The following is a 17,208-nucleotide window of genomic DNA, read 5'->3' as shown; positions in this document are numbered from 1 at the left end:
TCGGCTAGCCGTCGGACGGGTCGGACGCCTCGTCTGTGGCGAAGTCCGGCGTGCCGAGTTCCCGGGACATCGCCTGGGCACGCGCGGCGACCAGCTTCCCGATCTTCCGCACCTGCGCGTCCGGGAGCCGGAACGTCGGGCCGACGACGCTGATCGCGGCCGCGACGCTGCCGTCCGCCCAGCGCACGGTTCCGGCGATGGCCGTGACGCCGTCCTCCAGCGCGTGGCTCGCGGTGACGTAGCCGAGGTCGCCGCAGCGGCCGCGCAGCGCGGTGCCGATCGCGGTGCCTTCGACGGGCACGGTCCGGCCGAGCCAGCCGCTGTGCCGGATCGACTTGCCGCTCTCGGCCATGCGCGCGTACAGCACCGTGTTCTGCGGGCCGGCGACGCCCAGATAGGCGCTCTCGCCCGCCTCGTCGCGCAGGGCGGCGAGGTGCGGTTCGGCGAGCCGGTACATCGGGACGCTGCCCATGAACGTCACCGCCACCTGGATGAGCCGGCTCGCGCCGTGGTACGCGCCGTCCTCGTCCCGCCGCACGAACTCGGTCGCCTCCAGCGTGCGCAGCAGCCGGGACGCGGTCGCGGGCGACAGGTTGACCCGTCGCGCGAGGTCCACCAGGCCGAGACCGTCGTTGGTGGCGACCTCCACCAGCAGCGTGAGAGCCCGCTCCACCGTGCGCGTCGGCGCTGGACCGTTGCCTGTCGACACCCTGTCTGTCCTCCGTGGTCGTCCCGGGAGCAAGTCTTGCCAGGTCCCCGGTCGTATGCTTTCATCTAGTGACCTTCGATTTTTACTAGATGACAGGGTTGCAGATGAGAGCCGAGCTGTCCAGCACTGGAGCCCCGCCGCACAGCGACCTCCGGGTCGCGTTCCCGGCCGGGGCGGGCAGGGCTCGGCGGCCTCGCCTGGAACGTTCCGTCAAGGCGGGGAGGCGCGGTGCGTGAGCAGGTGGCCGCACTCGGCGGCATCAGGGTCCTCGACCTCGGGCGAGTTCTGTCGGGCCCGCTCTGCGGGCGGATCCTCGCCGACCTCGGCGCCGAGGTCATCAAGATCGAGCCGCCGTCCGGCGACGACGGGCGCCGTTTCGGGCCCTTCTACGACGGCGTCAGCAGCTACCACCGGCTGCTCAACCGGAACAAGCTCGGCATCACGCTGGACCTGAAGTCCGACGCGGGCCGCCGGACGTTCACCGAGCTGATCAAGCGGGCGGACGTGCTCGTCGAGAACTTCCGGCCCGGGGTCCTCGACCGGCTCGGCTTCCCGCCCGCACGGCTGCTGGAGCTCAACCCGCGGCTGGTGGCGGTCGCCATCAGCGGCTACGGCCGCACCGGTCCGCTGGCCGACCGGCCCGCCTACGACCTGATCGTCCAGGCGGCGTCGGGGCTGATGTCGGTGACCGGCCCGGACGGCGGCCCGGCGGCGCGGGTGGGCGTCAGCATCGGCGACATCGTGCCCGGCATGTACGCCGCGACCGCCGTCCTGGCGGCGCTGCACGAGCGGGCGCGGAGCGGACGGGGCCAGCACGTCGACGTGGCCATGCTCGACGGGCTGCTGTCCATCCTGGAGTCCGTCGCGATGCGCGCGCTGCTCACCGACGAGCCGGTCGAGCCGACCGGCAGCCACCACGCGATCAGCGCGCCGTTCGGCACCTTCGCCACGCGCGACGAGCCGATCGCCATCGCGGTGGCCAACGACACCCTCTTCGCGAGCCTCGCCGCCGCGCTCGGCCATCGCGAGTGGACCGGCGACGCCCGCTTCGGCACCGACGCCGACCGCGGCCGGAACCGCCACGAGCTGCGCAAGGAGCTGGAGGCGGCGCTGGCGGGCATGACCCGCGACGACGCGATCGCCGCGCTGTCGGACGCCGGCGTCCCCTGCGGGCCGGTGCTCGGCGTCCGCGAGTCCCTGCGCCACCCGCAGGCCGAGGCCCGCGGCATGGTGCGCACCGAGCCGGACGGCTTCCCGACGCTGGCCGGCGGCTTCCGGATCGCCGGCTCGCGCGCGGACACCGCCCCCGCGCCCGCGCTGGGCCAGCACGACGACCTGATCGCCGGCTGGCTCGACGAACCGGTGCGCACCGGCGCCGGACGGGAGGGAACCGATGTTTGACCTGCTCGACGACCAGCGGCGGGAGTTCCGCGACACCCTGCGGGCGTTCTGCCGCAAGGAGGTGATGCCCGGCGCGGCGCGGCGCGACGCCGAGGCCGAGTACCCGGCCGAGCTGGTGACCCGGCTCGCCGGGATGGGGCTGATGGGCATCACGATCCCCGAGGAGTTCGGCGGCCTGGGCCTGGACATGGTGACCCAGGTCCTCGCGATGGAGGAGGTCGCCTACGCCGACGCGTCCCTGGGGTCGGTGTTCGCCGGCCACTACCTCGGCATGGAGACCCTGCGCCAGTTCGGCTCGTCCGAGCAGCGCAAGCGGTACCTGCCGGGCCTGGCCGCCGGATCTGTCCGCGTCGCCTTCGCTCTGACCGAGCCGGACGCGGGCTCCGACATCAGCCGCATCCGGACCCGCGCCACCGCCGGGCCGGACGGCTGGACCCTGTCCGGCAGCAAGACCTTCACCAGCAACGCGCGGGAGTCCGACGAGATCGTCGTGTTCGCCATGACCGAACCCGGCGCGGGGTTCAAGGGCATCACCGCGTTCCTCGTCCCCTCCGGCGCGGACGGCCTCGCCTTCTCCGCACCCATCGAGAAGCTCGGCATCCGCGGCGAGCATGCGTACGAGATCTCCTTCGACGGCGTCCGGGTCGAGCGGGGCGCCGTGCTCGGCGAGCCCGGCGGCGGCGGGCGCATCGCGCTGGAGGTGCTCAACAGCGCGCGCATCGACGTGGCCGCGCTGGCCGGCGGCGTCGCCATGCGCGCGCTGGACCTCGCGACCGGGTACGCCTCGACCCGGGTCCAGTTCGGCCGGCCGATCCGCGAGCTGCAGGCGATCCAGCTGCTGCTCGCCGAGATCGACGCGCTCGTCCAGTCCGGGCGCCTGCACGCCTACCACGCGGCGGCGCTGCGCGACCAGGGCCGGGACGTCCGGCGGGCCGGGTCGATCGCGAAGTACGTGGCCAGCGAGAACTGCTTCAAGGCCGTGGACATGGCACTCCAGGTCCACGGCGGTTACGGCTATGTGAAGGAGAGCGAGATCGAGCGTCTCTACCGGGACTGCCGGATTTTCCGGATCTACGAGGGCACCTCGCAGATCCAGCTGCTCACCATCGCGAAACTCCTCGCCCGGCTCCACGACGAGAACGGAACTGTCGTCTAGCCCGGTGTAGCCACAAGCCCACACCGGTATCCGGCCGTGCGCGAGACGGCCGCCTCCACGACCGTGCGACCTGTCACGGGCGGCTCGACGTGATCACTAATCGTCCCTGTTCGGAGTTCTGTGATGGTTGACATTCTGAGAGAGCCGGTGACCGGGCGGAGCGTCTGGACGGCGGCCGACATCGGCGCCGAGGACTCCTACGCCCGGAGGTTCACCGAGGACGACCTCCAGGAGTTCGACCGGGCGCTGGCCGGCGTCCGGGAGAAGTCCGCGCCGGAGCTGTCCAAGCGCGACTTCCCGCTGCCGTCGTTCTCGGCGAAGGTCCGCGACGTCCTGGACGAGCTCGAGCACGGCACCGGTTTCGTCCTGCTGCGCGGCCTGCCGATCCACGACCGCTACAGCGTCGAGGAGGCCGCCAAGATCTACTGGGCGATCGGCCTGCACCTGGGCGAACTGGTGCCGCAGAACCGCAGGGGCGAGCTGATCGGGCACATCCGCAACCTCGGCGCCAAGGGCCACAACACGCGCGGGTACGCGACCGCCTCGGCCGCCGCGTTCCACACCGACCAGACCGACATCGTCGGGCTGATGTGCCTGCGCCCGGCGCGCAGCGGAGGGATCAGCCTGGTCGCCAGCGCGATGGCGCTCTACAACATCGTCCTGGACGAGCACCCCGAATGGCTCGACGTCCTCTACAAGCGGTTCCCGACCGACTGGGTCAGCGAGGAGCCGCCCGGCAGCCCCGGCTGGTACTACTCCCGGCTCTACTCCTACGTGGACGGGCTGCTGTCGGCGGCGTACCGCACCGGCCGGATCCTCAGCGCGACCCGGTTCCCGGACGTCCCGCGCCTCGGCGCCCGCGAGGTGGCGTGCCTGCTGTTCCTCGACGAGATCCCGACCCGGCCGGGGGTCGCGCTGGACATGACGCTGGAGGTCGGCGACATCCAGTTCGTCAACAACTTCGTGACCCTGCACAGCCGGACCGGCTTCGTGGACGACCCCGACGACCCGGCGTTCCAGCGGCACCTGCTGCGGCTGTGGGTCAGCCGCCCCGACACCGGACGGGTCGTGTGCCCCGAGTACCACTACTGGCGCAGCGGCATCTCCCGCCTGGAATGGGCCAGGTCGGCATGAGCACCGAGATACCGAACCGGCCGGTGACGGGCCCGAGTGTGTGGACGGCCGCCGATTTCGAGTCCGGCGAGCCGTACGTCCGGCACCTCACCGACGCCGAACTGGATGCACTCGACCAGAACGCGCACGACGAGAACGCGCTCGACCAGGACGCCGCCGCCCCAGCCGACCTGACGGCCGAACTGGTGGAGCGGCTGGAGAGCGGGATCGGCTACGCCGTCCTGCGCGGCCTGCCGCTCGGAACGCGGTACACGCCCGAGCAGGCGTCAAGGATCCACTGGACGCTCGCTCAGCGCCTCGGCGAGATCGTCCCGCAGAACGGTGACGGCGATCTGGTGCGCGTCCTTGAGGACGCCCACCACCCCGCCCAGCGCGGCGGGACCTACGCCAGCAAGGCCGGCGCGCCGTTCCACACCGACCCAACCGACGTCGTGAGCTACCTCTGCCTGGCGCCCGCGAGGAGCGGCGGCGCGCGGGTGGTGGCCAGCGCCGCGACGGTCTACAACGCGCTGGTCCGCGAGCACCCGGAGTGGCTCGACCTGGTCTACCGGGAGTACGCCACCGACTGGGAGGGCGAGCAGCCGGACGGCGAGCCCGGCTGGAGCCCGCGGCCGATCTTCTCCGCCGCGGGCGGCGCGCTGACCTGCTCGCTCGCGACCAAGCGGATCATCAGCGCGATGCGGTTCGAGGACGTCCCGCGGCTCGGCGCCGAGGAGATGACCTGCCTGATGTACCTGGACTCGCTGCTGCGGCGTCCGGGGACCGCCGTCCATGTGAACCTGCGGGCCGGCGACATGGAGTTCGTCAACAACCACACGGTGATCCACTCGCGGACGGGGTTCGTGGACGACCCGTCCGACCCGGGCCACCAGCGCCGCCTGCGGCGGTTGTGGATCAGCCGGGGCGCCGAGGGGCGCCCGCTCGTCCCGGCGCTCCAGCGGTGGCGGGCGGGGCTGTCATGAGAACCCCGGGCGAGGGCGCGGAGGCGGCCGTCCACGCGGCGGAGTATGCGCTGCGCGCGGCCGGGCTGTCGCTCTCCGAGGACGAGACCGTCCGGCTCGCCACCGGCTACGACGCGCTGCGCGCTAAGGCCGGCGCGCTGTCGGCCCTCGACCTGCGCGACGACCCGCCGATCGACCCCGTCGCCATGACGCGGACCTCCGCGCTACCCGGCGAAGGGGCCCGCCCATGACGCCCCCGGCCCTGCCGCTCACCATCGAGGACGCCGCCGCGGCCCTGCGCACCGGCGCCATGACCTCGACGGCCCTGACCCGGACGGTGCTCGACCGCATCGCCCGGCTCGACCCCGCGCTCGGTGCCTACGTCACCGTCACCGAGGACGACGCGCTCGCCGCCGCGGCCGGCGCCGACGCCGACTTCGCGCGCGGACGCGACAGGTCGCCGCTCCAGGGCGTCCCGCTGGTGGTCAAGGACCTCATCGCCACCCGGGACGCGCCGACGCGCGCCAACAGCGAGGTCCTCGCCCTTGGCTGGGGCGACGGCGTCGACGCGCCGGCGGTGGCGCGGCTGCGGGAGGCGGGGAGCGTCCTGCTCGGGAAGTCCACGACGAACGAGTTCGCCTGCGGCCTGCCCGACGGCACGGCCCGCTTCCCGTTCCCGCGCAACCCGTGGAACGCCGAGCACACGCCGATGGGCTCCAGCTCGGGAACGGCGATCGCGGTCAGCGCGGGGCTCGCCCTCGGCGGGCTGGGCACCGACACCGGCGGCTCGGTGCGCGGCCCCGCCGGGGCGAACGGCTGCACCGGGCTGAAGGTCACCTTCGGCCGGGTGCCGAAGAACGGCGTCGTCCCGTGCGCGTTCACCCTCGACACCGTCGGCCCGATGGCCCGCAGCGCCTACGACTGCGCGCTGATCCTCGACGCGATCGCCGGCCACGACCCCGGCGACCCGTACTCCTCGCCGCTGCCGCCGGGCCGCTACGCCGAAGGCGCGCGCGACGGCGGGGTCGAGGGCCTGCGCGTCGGGGTGCCGACCCGGTACTTCCTGGACTCGCCGCTGCTGGACGGCGAGGTCCGCACCGCCGTGCTGCGCGCGGCCGACGAGCTGGCGCGGGCGGGCGCGACGCTCACCTACGTCGTCGTGCCGCACGCGCAGGAGGCGAACGACGCCAACAACATCACGTTCCTTTCCGAGGCGTTCGCCTACCACCGGAAGAACCTGGCCGGCAGGTGGGACGACTACGGGAGGACGACCCGCGAGCTGCTCGCGCGGGCGGCGTTCTTCACCGGCGCCGACTACGTCCAGGCGCAGCGGGTCCGGTCGCTGTTCCGGCGGGGCCTGGCGGACGTCTTCGCGAAGGTCGACGTGCTCCTCACGCCGGTGTCGTTCACGGCCGCCCCGCCGATCGCGTCGGCGGACCTGGCGGCGGCGCTGTTCCGGCCGGGCTTCCACGGCCCGTGGAACGCCTCCGGCCTGCCGGCGGCCGCCGTTCCGTGCGGGTTCACCGAGGCGGGGCTGCCGCTGTCGTTCCAGGTGGTCGGACGGCCGTTCGCCGAGAGCACGGTGCTGCGCGTCGCCGACGCCTACCAGCGCCACACCGACTGGCATCTGAGGGTGCCGCCCGTCGCACGCGACGGCCTCGCCCGCCCAGACGCCGCCGACCCAGACGCCGCCGACCCGGACGCCGCCAATCCGGATCCCGCTCACCAGGACGCCGCTCACCAGAAGGACGTGCACCGGAAAGCCGCTCACCAAAGGGGTGCACACCGGGGGTTCACAGGGTCTTCGCCCACCCCACAAAAAGGAGCAGGATGACATGTCTTCCCAGAGAACGCACGTTCGCGGCGTCAGGCGGGGCCGGCGGGGCCCGATAGCGGCGGCGCTCGCGGTCGTCGTGGCCGTCGCGACCGTCACGGCCGCCTGCGGTTCGGACTCCGACTCGGGCGGCGGCTCGGACACCCTGGTCATCGCCGGCTGGGGCGGGTCGTTCACGGCCGCGAACAAGGAGTTCTTCTACGACCAGTTCCAGAAGGACACCGGGATCAAGGTCACCATCGCCACGCCCGGCGGCGGCTTCGCGGCGAAGGTCGCCGCGCAGCGCGCCGGCAACAACATCGAGTGGGATCTGCTGGAGGCGCCCGGCGGCGACACCTCGAAGCTCGTCCTGGACGGCAACCTGGAGAAGCTGCCCGGCTCGCTGGTCAAGGAGATCACGCCGCTCGTGGCCGACGGCGCGATCCGGCCGGGGCCGTCGGAACCGTACTACCTCGACCACGGCGGGACGGTGAACCTGATCGGCTGCAACACCAAGCTGGTCAAGAAGTGCCCGACGAACCCGCGCGAGTTCTGGGACGTGAAGAACTTCCCGGGCACGCGGGGCATCACGGCGAACAACCCCATCTTCACCAGCCTGTTCGCGCTGGCGGGGGACGGCGTCCAGCCGGCGCAGTACTTCCCGGTCGACGTGAACCGTGCCATGAACGCGCTCAAGCGGATCAAGCCGAACGTGCAGGTCTGGTCGACGAGCCCCGCGCAGATGCAGCAGGCCGTCGTGGACGGCGAGGTCGCGATCATGCAGGCGCCCAACACCGTCCTGGTCTCGGCGATGAAGCAGGTCCCCCAGCTGGAGCTGCACTGGGACGGCGGCCTGCTGTTCGACGAGGGCTGGTGCGTGCCGAAGGGCGCGAAGAACAAGGAGGCCGCGTTCAAGTTCATCAAGTGGTACGCCGAGCACCGCGAGGCCCAGGCCAAGTTCACGGAGAAGATCTACAGCGGCACCGGCGGGCGCGACATGCAGAAGTACCTGTCGCCTGAGGTGATCAAGAACCTGCCCATCAACAAGACCGGCGTCACCCTCGTCGACGGTAAGGCGGGGGCCAGGCAGCAGCAGGAGCTCGGGAAGGCGCTGCGCGAGATCCTCGTCGGCTGATAGCGGCGTGCCGGCGGCCTCGCGGCCGGGCCGCCGGCACGCTCCCGGCGAGCACGGATGGCGAGCAGGGATGGGAGATGACCAGGAGATGAGCACATGCTTCGGATGACCCGCCGAACACGCAGGAGGGGCTGGCAGTCCACCTTCTCCGGCCTGACCGGGCTGGGGCTGATCGCGCCCTTCCTCGTCGCCGCCGGCGTGTTCATCGTCTACCCGTTCGTCGAACTGCTGCGGACGGCGTTCGGCGAGCCCAACGGGTTCGGGAACGTCGGCGACTTCTTCCAGAGCCCGGCCGCGCGCCGGACGCTGTGGACGACCTGCTTCACCTCGCTGATCGTCACGGTGATCGTCGTGGCGGCCGGCGCGGTGCTGGCCTGGTCGCTGCGCACGACCAAGAGCCGGCTGACCCGCATGGTGATAGCGCTCGCCGTGTTCATGCCGCTGTGGATGGGGGCGGTGATGAAGATCTACGTCTTCACCGTCCTGCTGGAGCGCTTCGGGGTCGTCAACCGGACCCTGACGTCGCTGGGCGTCATCGACGAGCCGATGCAGCTGCTGCGCACCCAGTTCGCGGTCGTGGCGGGGATGACCTACCAGATGCTGCCCTACGCGGTGCTGCCGCTGTACGCGGTCTACGTCACCATCGACCTGAACCTCGTCCAGGCCGCCGAGAGCATGGGCGCCTCGCGGGTGCGGGCGCTGCGCGACGTGGTGGCGCCGCTGGCGCTGCCCGGCCTGCTGGCCTCGACGGTGATCGTCTACGTGATCTGCGTCGGGTACTACCTGACGCCGGTCCTGCTCGGCGGCGCCACGGCGCCGTTCACGGCGAGCCTCATCGCCGACGACATCTTCAACCTGTTCGAACCGGCGCAGGCCGCGGTCGCGTCGGTGCTGCTGCTGATCGTCGCGGGCCTGGTCATCCTCGGCGGGCTCCGCCTGGTGGGCCGGGAGCGGCTGCGGAGGGCGCTGGGATGACGACCGAGACCCTGACCTCGCACGCCGCGCCCGAGACCGCGCCGCGGGCCGTCCGCGACACGGCCGGGCGCCGGGCCCTCACCCGCGGCGTGAAGGCCGCCGACCTTCTGGTGCGCGCGCTCGCGGTGCTGTTCCTCGGCGTGCCGATCCTGTGCGTCGTCGTGCTGTCGTTCTCCAACGCCGAGGTGCTGCAGTTCCCGCCGGAGGAATGGGGGCTGCGGCAGTACCGGTCGTTCCTCGGCTCGGACACCTGGGTCGACGCGATGGTGCTGTCGTTCAAGCTGGCCACCGTGTCGGCGGCGATCTCGCTGCTGATCGGCGTCCCGGCGGTGTTCGCGCTGCACCGGTCGCGGCTTCCGCTGAAGGGGCTGCTCCAGGCCGTCGGGCTGAGCCCGCTCGTGATCCCGGGCGTCGCCTACGCCGTCGCGCTCTACACCCTGTTCGTCCAGTTCAGGCTGACCAGCAACATGGTGGCTCTGGTGCTGACGTACGCGGTGCACGGGCTGCCGTTCGTCCTGCTGATCCTCGGCTCGGCGATGGCCCGGCTCCCCGCGGAGACGGAGCTGGTCGCGATGACGCTCGGCGCGTCACGGCCGCGCGCCATGGTCGGGATCACGCTGCGGCAGCTGCTGCCCGCGATCGGCGCGTCCTACATCTTCGCGTTCATCACCAGCTTCGACGAGGCGGTGCTCATCAACTTCCTCGGCGGCCCCGGGACGGTGACGCTCCCGAAGGCCATCTTCGACAACGTCAAGACGGGACTCGATCCGAACATCACCGCGATCGCGACCCTGCTCATGGCGGGCACCGGCGTCGTCGGCTCGCTCGCGTTTCTGCTGCGGAGGAAGGTATGAACGTCAGGGCACGGAAGGAACCGCGGCAGGTGGCGGAGGCCGAGCCGGGTCCCGGCCCCGCCGCGCCGCCCGCCCCCGCCGGGACGGAGGCCGGGCTCGAACTGCGCGGGCTCGTCAAGCGCTTCGGCGGAACGGAGGCGCTGCGGGGCATCGACCTCGTCGCCGGCCGAGGCAACTTCGTCACCGTCCTCGGGCCGAGCGGCTCGGGGAAGACCACGATCCTGCGCGTCGTCGCGGGCTTCCTCGCGCCCGACGAGGGCGAGGTGCTCATCGCTGGCCGCGACGTCACCCGGATCCCGCCGGCGGCGCGCGAGATCGGCATGGTGTTCCAGAACTACGCGCTGTTCCCGCACATGACGGCCGCGGACAACATCGCCTACGGCCTGAAGATGCGCCGCTTTCCGAAGGCCGAACGCGACCGGCGGGTGGCGGAGATGCTGGAGCTGGTCGGCCTGGGCGAGCTGGGCGGACGGCTCCCGCGCGAGCTGTCGGGCGGGCAGCAGCAGCGCGTCGCCGTCGCCCGCGCGCTGGCGTTCCGTCCGCAGCTCCTGCTGATGGACGAGCCGCTCGGCGCCCTCGACCGCGAACTCCGCATGCGCATGGCGGTTGAGCTGCGCCGCCTCCACAAGGAGGCGGGCGCGACGACCGTCTACGTCACGCACGACCGCGAGGAGGCGCTGACCCTCTCGGACTGGATCGTCATCATGCACGACGGCCGCATCGACGCGGTCGGCACCGCCGAGGAGCTCTACACCCGCCCGCGCAACGCCTTCGTCGCGAGCTTCTTCGGCGGCCACAACGTCGCCGAGGCCACCCTGGCCGGGCTCGACGGCGACAAGGCGCGCGTCGGGTTCGCCGGGTGCGACATGGAGGTCATGTGCGGGCAGCCGCTGGAGCCGTCCGCCGAGCGGGTCGGCCTCAGCATCCCCGAGGAGGCGCTGAGCCTGACGCCGTCGGGCCCGGCCCCGGCCCGCCTTGAGCTGCACGTCCTCGACGACCTGTACCTGGGCAACGGCGTGCGCGTCACGCTGCGCACCGGCGAGGGCGTCACGCTGCGCGCCACCCTGGCCCGCGACGCCCGCGAGTCGATCCGGCACGGCGGCACGCTGACGGCCTACCTCGACACGACGCAGGTGGCGGCGGTGCCCCATGAGCGGTAGCGGGCGGACGTACCGCCAGCCCGCGCTGGACGACCTGCTGAACCCGAAGAGCGTCGTGATCGTCGGGCTGTCGCCGCGTCCTGGCTCGACCGGCCGGCGGATCCTCGGCAACCTCCGCCGTGCGGGCTTCGGCGGCGCGGTCCACGGCGTCCACCCGGGCGGCCGGGACGTCGACGGGGTCGCGGTGTACCGGACGCTCGCCGACGTGCCGGACACCCCGTCCGTGGCGCTGGTCTGCACGCCGGGCGACACCGTGCCCGCGCTGGTCGAGGAGGCCGGCGAGAAGGGCTGCCGGGGCGTGGTCGTCTACGCCTCGGGGTTCGAGGAGACCGCCGGCGGCGCGGCGCGGGCCGCCCGCCTGCGGGAACTGGCCGCGCGCTACGGCATGAGCCTGGTCGGCCCGAACTGCCTGGGCCTGTTCAACCCCGGCCGGGCCCTGTGGCTGACCGGCACCGACTTCGGCGCGGACCTGCCCGCCGGGCCGGTCGCCGTCGTGTCCCAGTCGGGGTCGGGCTGCATCCTGCTGGCGGGCTCCGGGCGGCTGGGGTTCTCCTACGTCGTCTCCAGCGGCAACGAGACCGTGACCGGGCTGGCCGACTACCTGGACTATCTCGTCCAGGATCCGTCCACCCGGGCGGTCGGCCTCGTGGTGGAGGGCATCGGCGACGCCGGCGGCGTCATGGCGGCCGTCCGGAAGGGGCACGACAACGGCGTCACGGTGGTGGCCCTGAAGGCCGGCCGGACGGAGCTGGGCGCACGGAACGTCGCGTCCCACACCGGCGCGATCGCCGGGGACGCACGCGCCTATGCGGCGTTCTGCCGCCGCGCCGGGATCGTGACGGTGGACGACTTCGACGAGCTGACCGAAGCGCTGGCCGGCCTGTCGGCATTGCGCACCGCCCCGGCGGGCGACCGCGTCGCGTTCGTCGGGCTGTCCGGCGGCGAGATCGGGCTGGTCGCGGATGCCGCCGTCGACGGTGGCGTGCGGCTCGCGGAGCTGTCGGCGGGCACCCGCGAAGAACTCGCGCGCATCCTGCCGGGCTTCGCCACGATCGCCAACCCCCTCGACGGCACCGGCCAGCTCGTCGGCGAACCCGACAGGTTCGGACGGCTCGCGGCGGCGGTCGCGGACGATCCGGGCGTCGATCTCCTCACCGTCGTCCTGGACGCGCCGCCGTCGCTGGGCGATCGGCTGGCCACGTCCTACACCCGACTGCTGGCGACGTTGCCGGGCGTCCGGCAGCGCTCCGGCACGCCGGTCATGGTGCTGTCGAACTACGGCGGCGGGCTCCACCCGTTCACCGCCGACGCGCTGGCCGGTTCGGACATCCCCGTCGTCCACGGCACCCGCGCCGGCATGGCCGCGATCAACGCCGTGACCGCCGCGGCCACGTACCGGGCCCGCGTCGCCGATGAGGTCGAACCGGTCGAGCCCCGGGCGGCCTCATCGCAGGCCGTGCGGCGGGCACTGGACGCGTCGCCGTCCAGGCAGGTGTCCGGCGAGGTGCTGGAGGAGCTGGCCGGGGCGTACGGGCTGCCGTTGCCGCGGCGGGCCACCGCCGGCTCCGCCGCCGAAGCGGTCGCGGCGGCCGAGTCGATCGGCTTCCCGGTCGTGCTCAAGACCGCGTCGCCGAGAGTCGTGCACAAGAGCGACGTCGGCGGAGTGGCGGTCGGGCCGGCCACGGCTTCGCAGGTGCGCGAGGCGTACGAGGCCGTCACGTCGTCCGTGGCGCGGCATATCGGCGAGCCGTCGCCGGAGGTCGTCGTGGAGGAGATGGTCACCGGCGGAGTGGAGGCGTTCGTCGGGTGCGGGCTCGACCCGGTGTTCGGGCAGGTCCTCGCGCTGGGAGCCGGCGGGACGCTCGTCGAGCTCCAGCCCGACCCGGCACTGGCGCTGCCCCCCGTATCGCCCGAGGAGATGGACCGGATGATCGCCGGGACGCCGCTGGCGCGCCTGTTCGCCGGGTACCGCGGCTCGCCGCCGTCCGACGCCGGCGCGTTCGCCGACCTGGTCCTGCGCGTCGCGCGGCTCGCCGCCGACCTGCGCGACGCCGCGGTGGAGATCGACCTCAACCCGGTCGCCGTGCTGCCGCGCGGGCAGGGCGTGCGGGTGCTCGACCTCCGGATCGTCCAACCGACCCAGACACGTTAGGAACGGTCCGCCATGGAATACGAAACCATCCTCTACGAGGTGGACGACGCCGTCGCCACCATCACCCTCAACCGGCCCGAGGTCATGAACGCGCTGTCGTCCGACCTGGAACGGGAACTGCACGACGCGCTGCGCAGCGCGGGAGCCGACCCGGACGTCCGCGCGATCGTCCTGACCGGGGCCGGGCGGGCGTTCTGCTCCGGCTACGACATGGCGGCCGTGGAAGGGGCGTCCGACCCGGCGTCCCGCTACCCGGCGGACGTCATCGGCGGCTGGTACGAGCGCGGCCAGGTGGAGCTCGACCACCTCAGGGAGATCTGGAGCCTGCCCAAGCCGGTGATCGCGGCGGTCAACGGCTGGTGCATGGGCGGCGGGTTCTGGTACGCCCTCGCCTGCGACATCACCATCGCCTCCGACGCCGCCGTCTTCGCCCAGCCCGAGGTGCGGATGACGTCCAGCTCCATCTTCCTGTTCGCGGCGCTGTGCGGGTGGAAGAACGCCAACCGCTACGCGCTGACCGGCGACCACTTCGACGCCGCCGAGGCGCTGCGCATCGGCGTGGTCAACGAGGTCGTCGAACCCGGTGAGCTGCTGCCGGCCGCCCGGCGGCTGGGCCGGCGCATCGCGCAGGTGCCCGCCGCGTCGGTGCGGCTGAACAAGGCCATCACGATGCAGGGCCTGCGCGCGGCGGGCATCGACAGCGGGCTGCTGCTCAACGGCGCGCTCAACGCGATGGCCCACTCGTCCTACGGGCCGGAGCGCGAGCGGCTCAACGCGGCGAAGGCCGAGGGCGGCCTGCGGGCCTTCCTCGGCGCCCGCGACGACCCGTTCCGGCCCGAGCCGTTCGGGCCGCGGTCCGCCGGGGCGGGGGAGTAGGTGGCAGCCCACGTGAGCGAAGGAGAGGCGATGGCGGGACCGCGGACGGTCAGGGCGCCCCACGGGCGCGAGCCGACCTGCAAGGGCTGGGCGCAGGAGGCGGCCCTGCGCATGCTCATGAACAACCTCGACCCGGACGTCGCCGAACGCCCCGACGACCTCGTCGTCTACGGCGGCAACGGCCGCGCCGCACGGTCCTGGCGGGACTTCGACGCGATCGTCGCCACGCTGCGCCGCCTGGCCGGCGACGAGACGATGCTGGTGCAGTCGGGCCGTCCGGTGGCCGTGTTCCGCACGCACGAGTGGGCGCCGCGGGTGCTGATCTCCAACGCGATGATCGTCCCGGAGTGGGCGACGCTGGAGGAGTTCCGCCGCCTCGAAGACGCCGGGCTGACGATGTTCGGCCAGATGACCGCCGGGTCGTGGGCCTACATCGGGTCGCAGGGCATCCTGCAGAGCACGTTCGAGACGTTCGCGGCGGTGGCGTCCAATCGCTTCGGCGGAACCCTCTCCGGCACGCTGACCGTCACCGCCGGGCTCGGCGGCATGGGCGGCGCGCAGCCGCTCGCGATCACCATGAACGGCGGCGCGGTCCTCTGCGTGGAGGTCGACCAGGCGAAGATCGACCGGCGGATGCGGCTCGGCTACCTCGACGCCCAGGCCGACGACCTAGACCACGCCCTGGCGCTCGTGCTGGCGGCCCGGGACGAGCGGCGCGCCCTCTCGGTCGGGCTCCGTGCCAACGCCGCCGAGGTCCTGCCCGAGATCGTCGCGCGGGAGGTCCCCGTCGACATCGCCACCGACCAGACCTCGGCCCACGACCCGCTCCTCTACGCCGTGCCCGGAATGTCGCAGGAGGAGGCCGACGACCTGCGCGCCAACGACACGCGGACGTACGTGCTGCGCGCCCGCGCGAGCATGGCCGACCACGTCAAGGCGCTGTGCGCGCTGCTCGACCGGGGCGTCGAGGTGTTCGAGTACGGCAACGGGCTCCGCGTGGAGGCCGACCTCGGCGGCTTCAAGCGGGCGCTCGACTACCCCGGCTTCATCGTCGCCTACATCCGCCCGCTGTTCTGCGAGGCGAAGGGGCACTGCCGCTGGATCGCGCTGTCCGGCGACCCGGCCGACATCGCCGTGATCGACGCGGCGATGCTGGACGAGTTCGCCGACAACCCGTCCGTGACGCGGTGGCTGCGGCTGGCGGCGAAGCACGTCCGCGTGCAGGGGCTTCCGGCCCGCACCTGCATGCTCGGCTACGGGGAGCGCGCCCGCGCGGGACGGGTCATCAACGACCTCGTCCGCGACGGGAAGGTCAGCGCGCCCGTCGCGATCGGTCGCGAGCACCTCGACTCCGGATCGGTCGCCTCCCCCTACCGGGAGACCGAGGCGATGATCGACGGCAGCGACGCCATCGCCGACTGGCCGGTGCTGAACGCGCTGCTCAACGCCTCCAGCGGCGCGACGTGGGTGGGCGTGCAGCACGGCGGCGGCACGGGCATCGGCCGGTCGGTCCACACCGGGATGGTGGTGGTCGCCGACGGCACGCCGCTCGCCGCGCTGCGCATCGAGCGCGTGATGACCAACGACCCCGGCAGCGGCGTGGTGCGCCATGCCGACGCCGGCTACGAGCGCGCGGTCGAGTTCGCCGCCGAGCAGGGCATCTGGATGCCGAGCCGGGACGCGGCCGCGTCCCGGGACGGCGAGGCCGCGGCGCCCCGGAACGGCGACGCCGCAAGGGAGGGGACCCCATGGACGCCGCGCCCCTGAGCGACATCCGCGTACTGGAGTTCGGGCACTACATCGCCGGGCCGTTCTGCAGCCAGATCCTGGCCGACCAGGGCGCCGACGTGATCAAGGTGGAGCCGCCGGACGGCGACGCCAGCCGCGGCACCGAGACCCTGTCGTACAACGACGTCTACTTCCACGCGCTGAACCGCAACAAGCGCAGCGTCATGCTCGACCTGAAGTCCGACGCGGGGCAGGAGGCGCTGGTCACGCTGCTGCGCTCGGCCGACGTCGTGGTCACCAACTACGCCGTCGGCATCCCCGAGCGCCTCGGCTTCGGCCATGTGCGGGCCCGGGACGTCAACCCGCGGCTGGTCTACGTCCACGCCAGCGGGTTCGGCAACGACAGCCCGTACGCGAAGCGGCCCGCCTTCGACGGCATCATCCAGGCGATGTCGGGCCTGGTGCACCTGACCGGCGAGCCCGACGGGATGCCGATGCAGGCGGGCCTGTTCGTGCCCGACCACGTCACCGGCCTCTACGCCGCCCTCGCGGTGATGTTCGGCCTCAGCCGGCGGGAGGCCACCGGCGAGGGCTCGTTCACCGACCTGAGCATGCTCGACAGCATGATGTCGCTGCTGGGCCCGTGCCTGGCGGAGGCGGTCCAGCTCGGCGCGAGCCCCATGCGGGTCGGCAGCAAGGTGCGGCGCTCCTACGCCGGCACCTACACCGCGGCGGACGGCTACGTGTACCTCGCGCCGATGACCCTGCGGATGTGGACGGCGCTCGCCGGCGTGCTGGACGCGCCGGAGCTGCTGCCGTACTTCACCGCGCCCGCCGCCGACACACGGCTGGACCACCGCGACGAGCTGGACCGCACCATCGAGGCGTGGACCCGCGCGCATCCGGTGGCCGAGGTCGTCGCGCGGATGGGCGACGTCGGCGTGCCCTGCAGCCCGGTCTTCAGCGTGGACGCGCTGGCGGCCGACCCGCACGTCCGGCACCGCCGGATGGTGCGGTCGATCCCGCTGGAAGGCGGGGTGGGCGAGGTGATCGTCCCTGGTTCGCCGCTGCCGGTGGTCGGCACGGCGTTCGCCGCGGGGCCGCCCTCGATCGGCCAGCACAATAAGGAGATCCTCGACATCGCCCCCGGGCCGGGCTCGTCCGCCCGCTGACG

Annotated in this window: 15 protein-coding genes; 14 read left to right on the top strand and 1 reads right to left on the bottom strand. The window is 72.8% G+C overall.

Features of this window, described 5'->3' with window-relative positions; genetic code table 11:
• Positions 1–4 precede the first annotated feature (4 nt).
• Entirely contained in the window at positions 5–709 is a 705-nt protein-coding gene (locus tag ACH34S_RS06870; RefSeq protein WP_395951564.1) for an IclR family transcriptional regulator, read from the bottom strand.
• Positions 710–937: 228 nt separating this feature from the next.
• Here ACH34S_RS06870 and ACH34S_RS06865 point away from each other — a divergent pair, with 228 nt between their 5' ends.
• The 14 genes from ACH34S_RS06865 to ACH34S_RS06800 all read left to right on the top strand — a co-directional run bounded on the left by ACH34S_RS06865 (position 938) and on the right by ACH34S_RS06800 (position 17,206).
• Positions 938–2,110 carry a CaiB/BaiF CoA transferase family protein gene (locus tag ACH34S_RS06865; RefSeq protein WP_395951563.1) on the top strand — a complete coding sequence of 391 codons (1,173 nt, stop codon included), beginning with the start codon at positions 938–940 and terminating at the stop codon, positions 2,108–2,110.
• A complete protein-coding gene (locus ACH34S_RS06860) occupies positions 2,103–3,266 on the top strand; it encodes an acyl-CoA dehydrogenase family protein (RefSeq protein WP_395951562.1) in 1,164 nt (387 codons plus the stop codon). The genes ACH34S_RS06865 and ACH34S_RS06860 overlap by 8 nt, the downstream gene beginning before the upstream one ends.
• A gap of 123 nt (positions 3,267–3,389) precedes the next feature.
• Positions 3,390–4,400, top strand: coding sequence for a TauD/TfdA family dioxygenase (locus ACH34S_RS06855; RefSeq protein WP_395951561.1), 1,011 nt, complete (start codon positions 3,390–3,392; stop codon positions 4,398–4,400).
• On the top strand, positions 4,397–5,362 hold the full coding sequence (locus ACH34S_RS06850) for a TauD/TfdA family dioxygenase (protein WP_395951559.1): 966 nt from the start codon (positions 4,397–4,399) through the stop codon (positions 5,360–5,362). Before ACH34S_RS06855 ends, ACH34S_RS06850 begins: the two co-directional genes overlap by 4 nt.
• The gene (locus ACH34S_RS06845; protein WP_395951558.1) at positions 5,359–5,592 is read left to right on the top strand and encodes a hypothetical protein; all 234 of its coding nucleotides are present in this window, start codon (positions 5,359–5,361) and stop codon (positions 5,590–5,592) included. The genes ACH34S_RS06850 and ACH34S_RS06845 overlap by 4 nt, the downstream gene beginning before the upstream one ends.
• A complete protein-coding gene (locus ACH34S_RS06840) occupies positions 5,589–7,175 on the top strand; it encodes an amidase (RefSeq protein WP_395951556.1) in 1,587 nt (528 codons plus the stop codon). The genes ACH34S_RS06845 and ACH34S_RS06840 overlap by 4 nt, the downstream gene beginning before the upstream one ends.
• Before the next feature lies 1 nt (position 7,176).
• Positions 7,177–8,289, top strand: a complete 1,113-nt coding sequence (locus tag ACH34S_RS06835) for an extracellular solute-binding protein (RefSeq protein ID WP_395951554.1) — start codon at positions 7,177–7,179, stop codon at positions 8,287–8,289.
• Positions 8,290–8,385: 96 nt separating this feature from the next.
• Positions 8,386–9,264, top strand: coding sequence for an ABC transporter permease (locus ACH34S_RS06830; RefSeq protein WP_395951553.1), 879 nt, complete (start codon positions 8,386–8,388; stop codon positions 9,262–9,264).
• The gene (locus ACH34S_RS06825) at positions 9,261–10,118 is read left to right on the top strand and encodes an ABC transporter permease (protein WP_395951552.1); all 858 of its coding nucleotides are present in this window, start codon (positions 9,261–9,263) and stop codon (positions 10,116–10,118) included. The genes ACH34S_RS06830 and ACH34S_RS06825 overlap by 4 nt, the downstream gene beginning before the upstream one ends.
• Positions 10,115–11,278 (top strand): ABC transporter ATP-binding protein, encoded by a 1,164-nt coding sequence (locus ACH34S_RS06820; RefSeq protein WP_395951551.1) that lies wholly within the window; start codon positions 10,115–10,117, stop codon positions 11,276–11,278. Before ACH34S_RS06825 ends, ACH34S_RS06820 begins: the two co-directional genes overlap by 4 nt.
• A complete protein-coding gene (locus ACH34S_RS06815; RefSeq protein ID WP_395951550.1) occupies positions 11,268–13,430 on the top strand; it encodes an acetate--CoA ligase family protein in 2,163 nt (720 codons plus the stop codon). Before ACH34S_RS06820 ends, ACH34S_RS06815 begins: the two co-directional genes overlap by 11 nt.
• A 12-nt stretch (positions 13,431–13,442) precedes the next feature.
• A complete protein-coding gene (locus ACH34S_RS06810; RefSeq protein WP_395951549.1) occupies positions 13,443–14,306 on the top strand; it encodes an enoyl-CoA hydratase/isomerase family protein in 864 nt (287 codons plus the stop codon).
• 30 nt (positions 14,307–14,336) lie between these two features.
• Positions 14,337–16,073: a urocanate hydratase gene (gene hutU, locus ACH34S_RS06805; protein WP_395951548.1), complete on the top strand. Its 1,737-nt coding sequence runs from the start codon at positions 14,337–14,339 to the stop codon at positions 16,071–16,073.
• Entirely contained in the window at positions 16,055–17,206 is a 1,152-nt protein-coding gene (locus tag ACH34S_RS06800) for a CaiB/BaiF CoA transferase family protein (RefSeq protein ID WP_395951547.1), read from the top strand. The genes hutU and ACH34S_RS06800 overlap by 19 nt, the downstream gene beginning before the upstream one ends.
• Positions 17,207–17,208 lie beyond the last annotated feature (2 nt).

Source organism: Actinomadura sp. 3N508, assembly GCF_044326375.1.
GTDB lineage: Bacteria > Actinomycetota > Actinomycetes > Streptosporangiales > Streptosporangiaceae > Spirillospora.
This window is presented reverse-complemented; position numbering and strand designations above follow the sequence as displayed.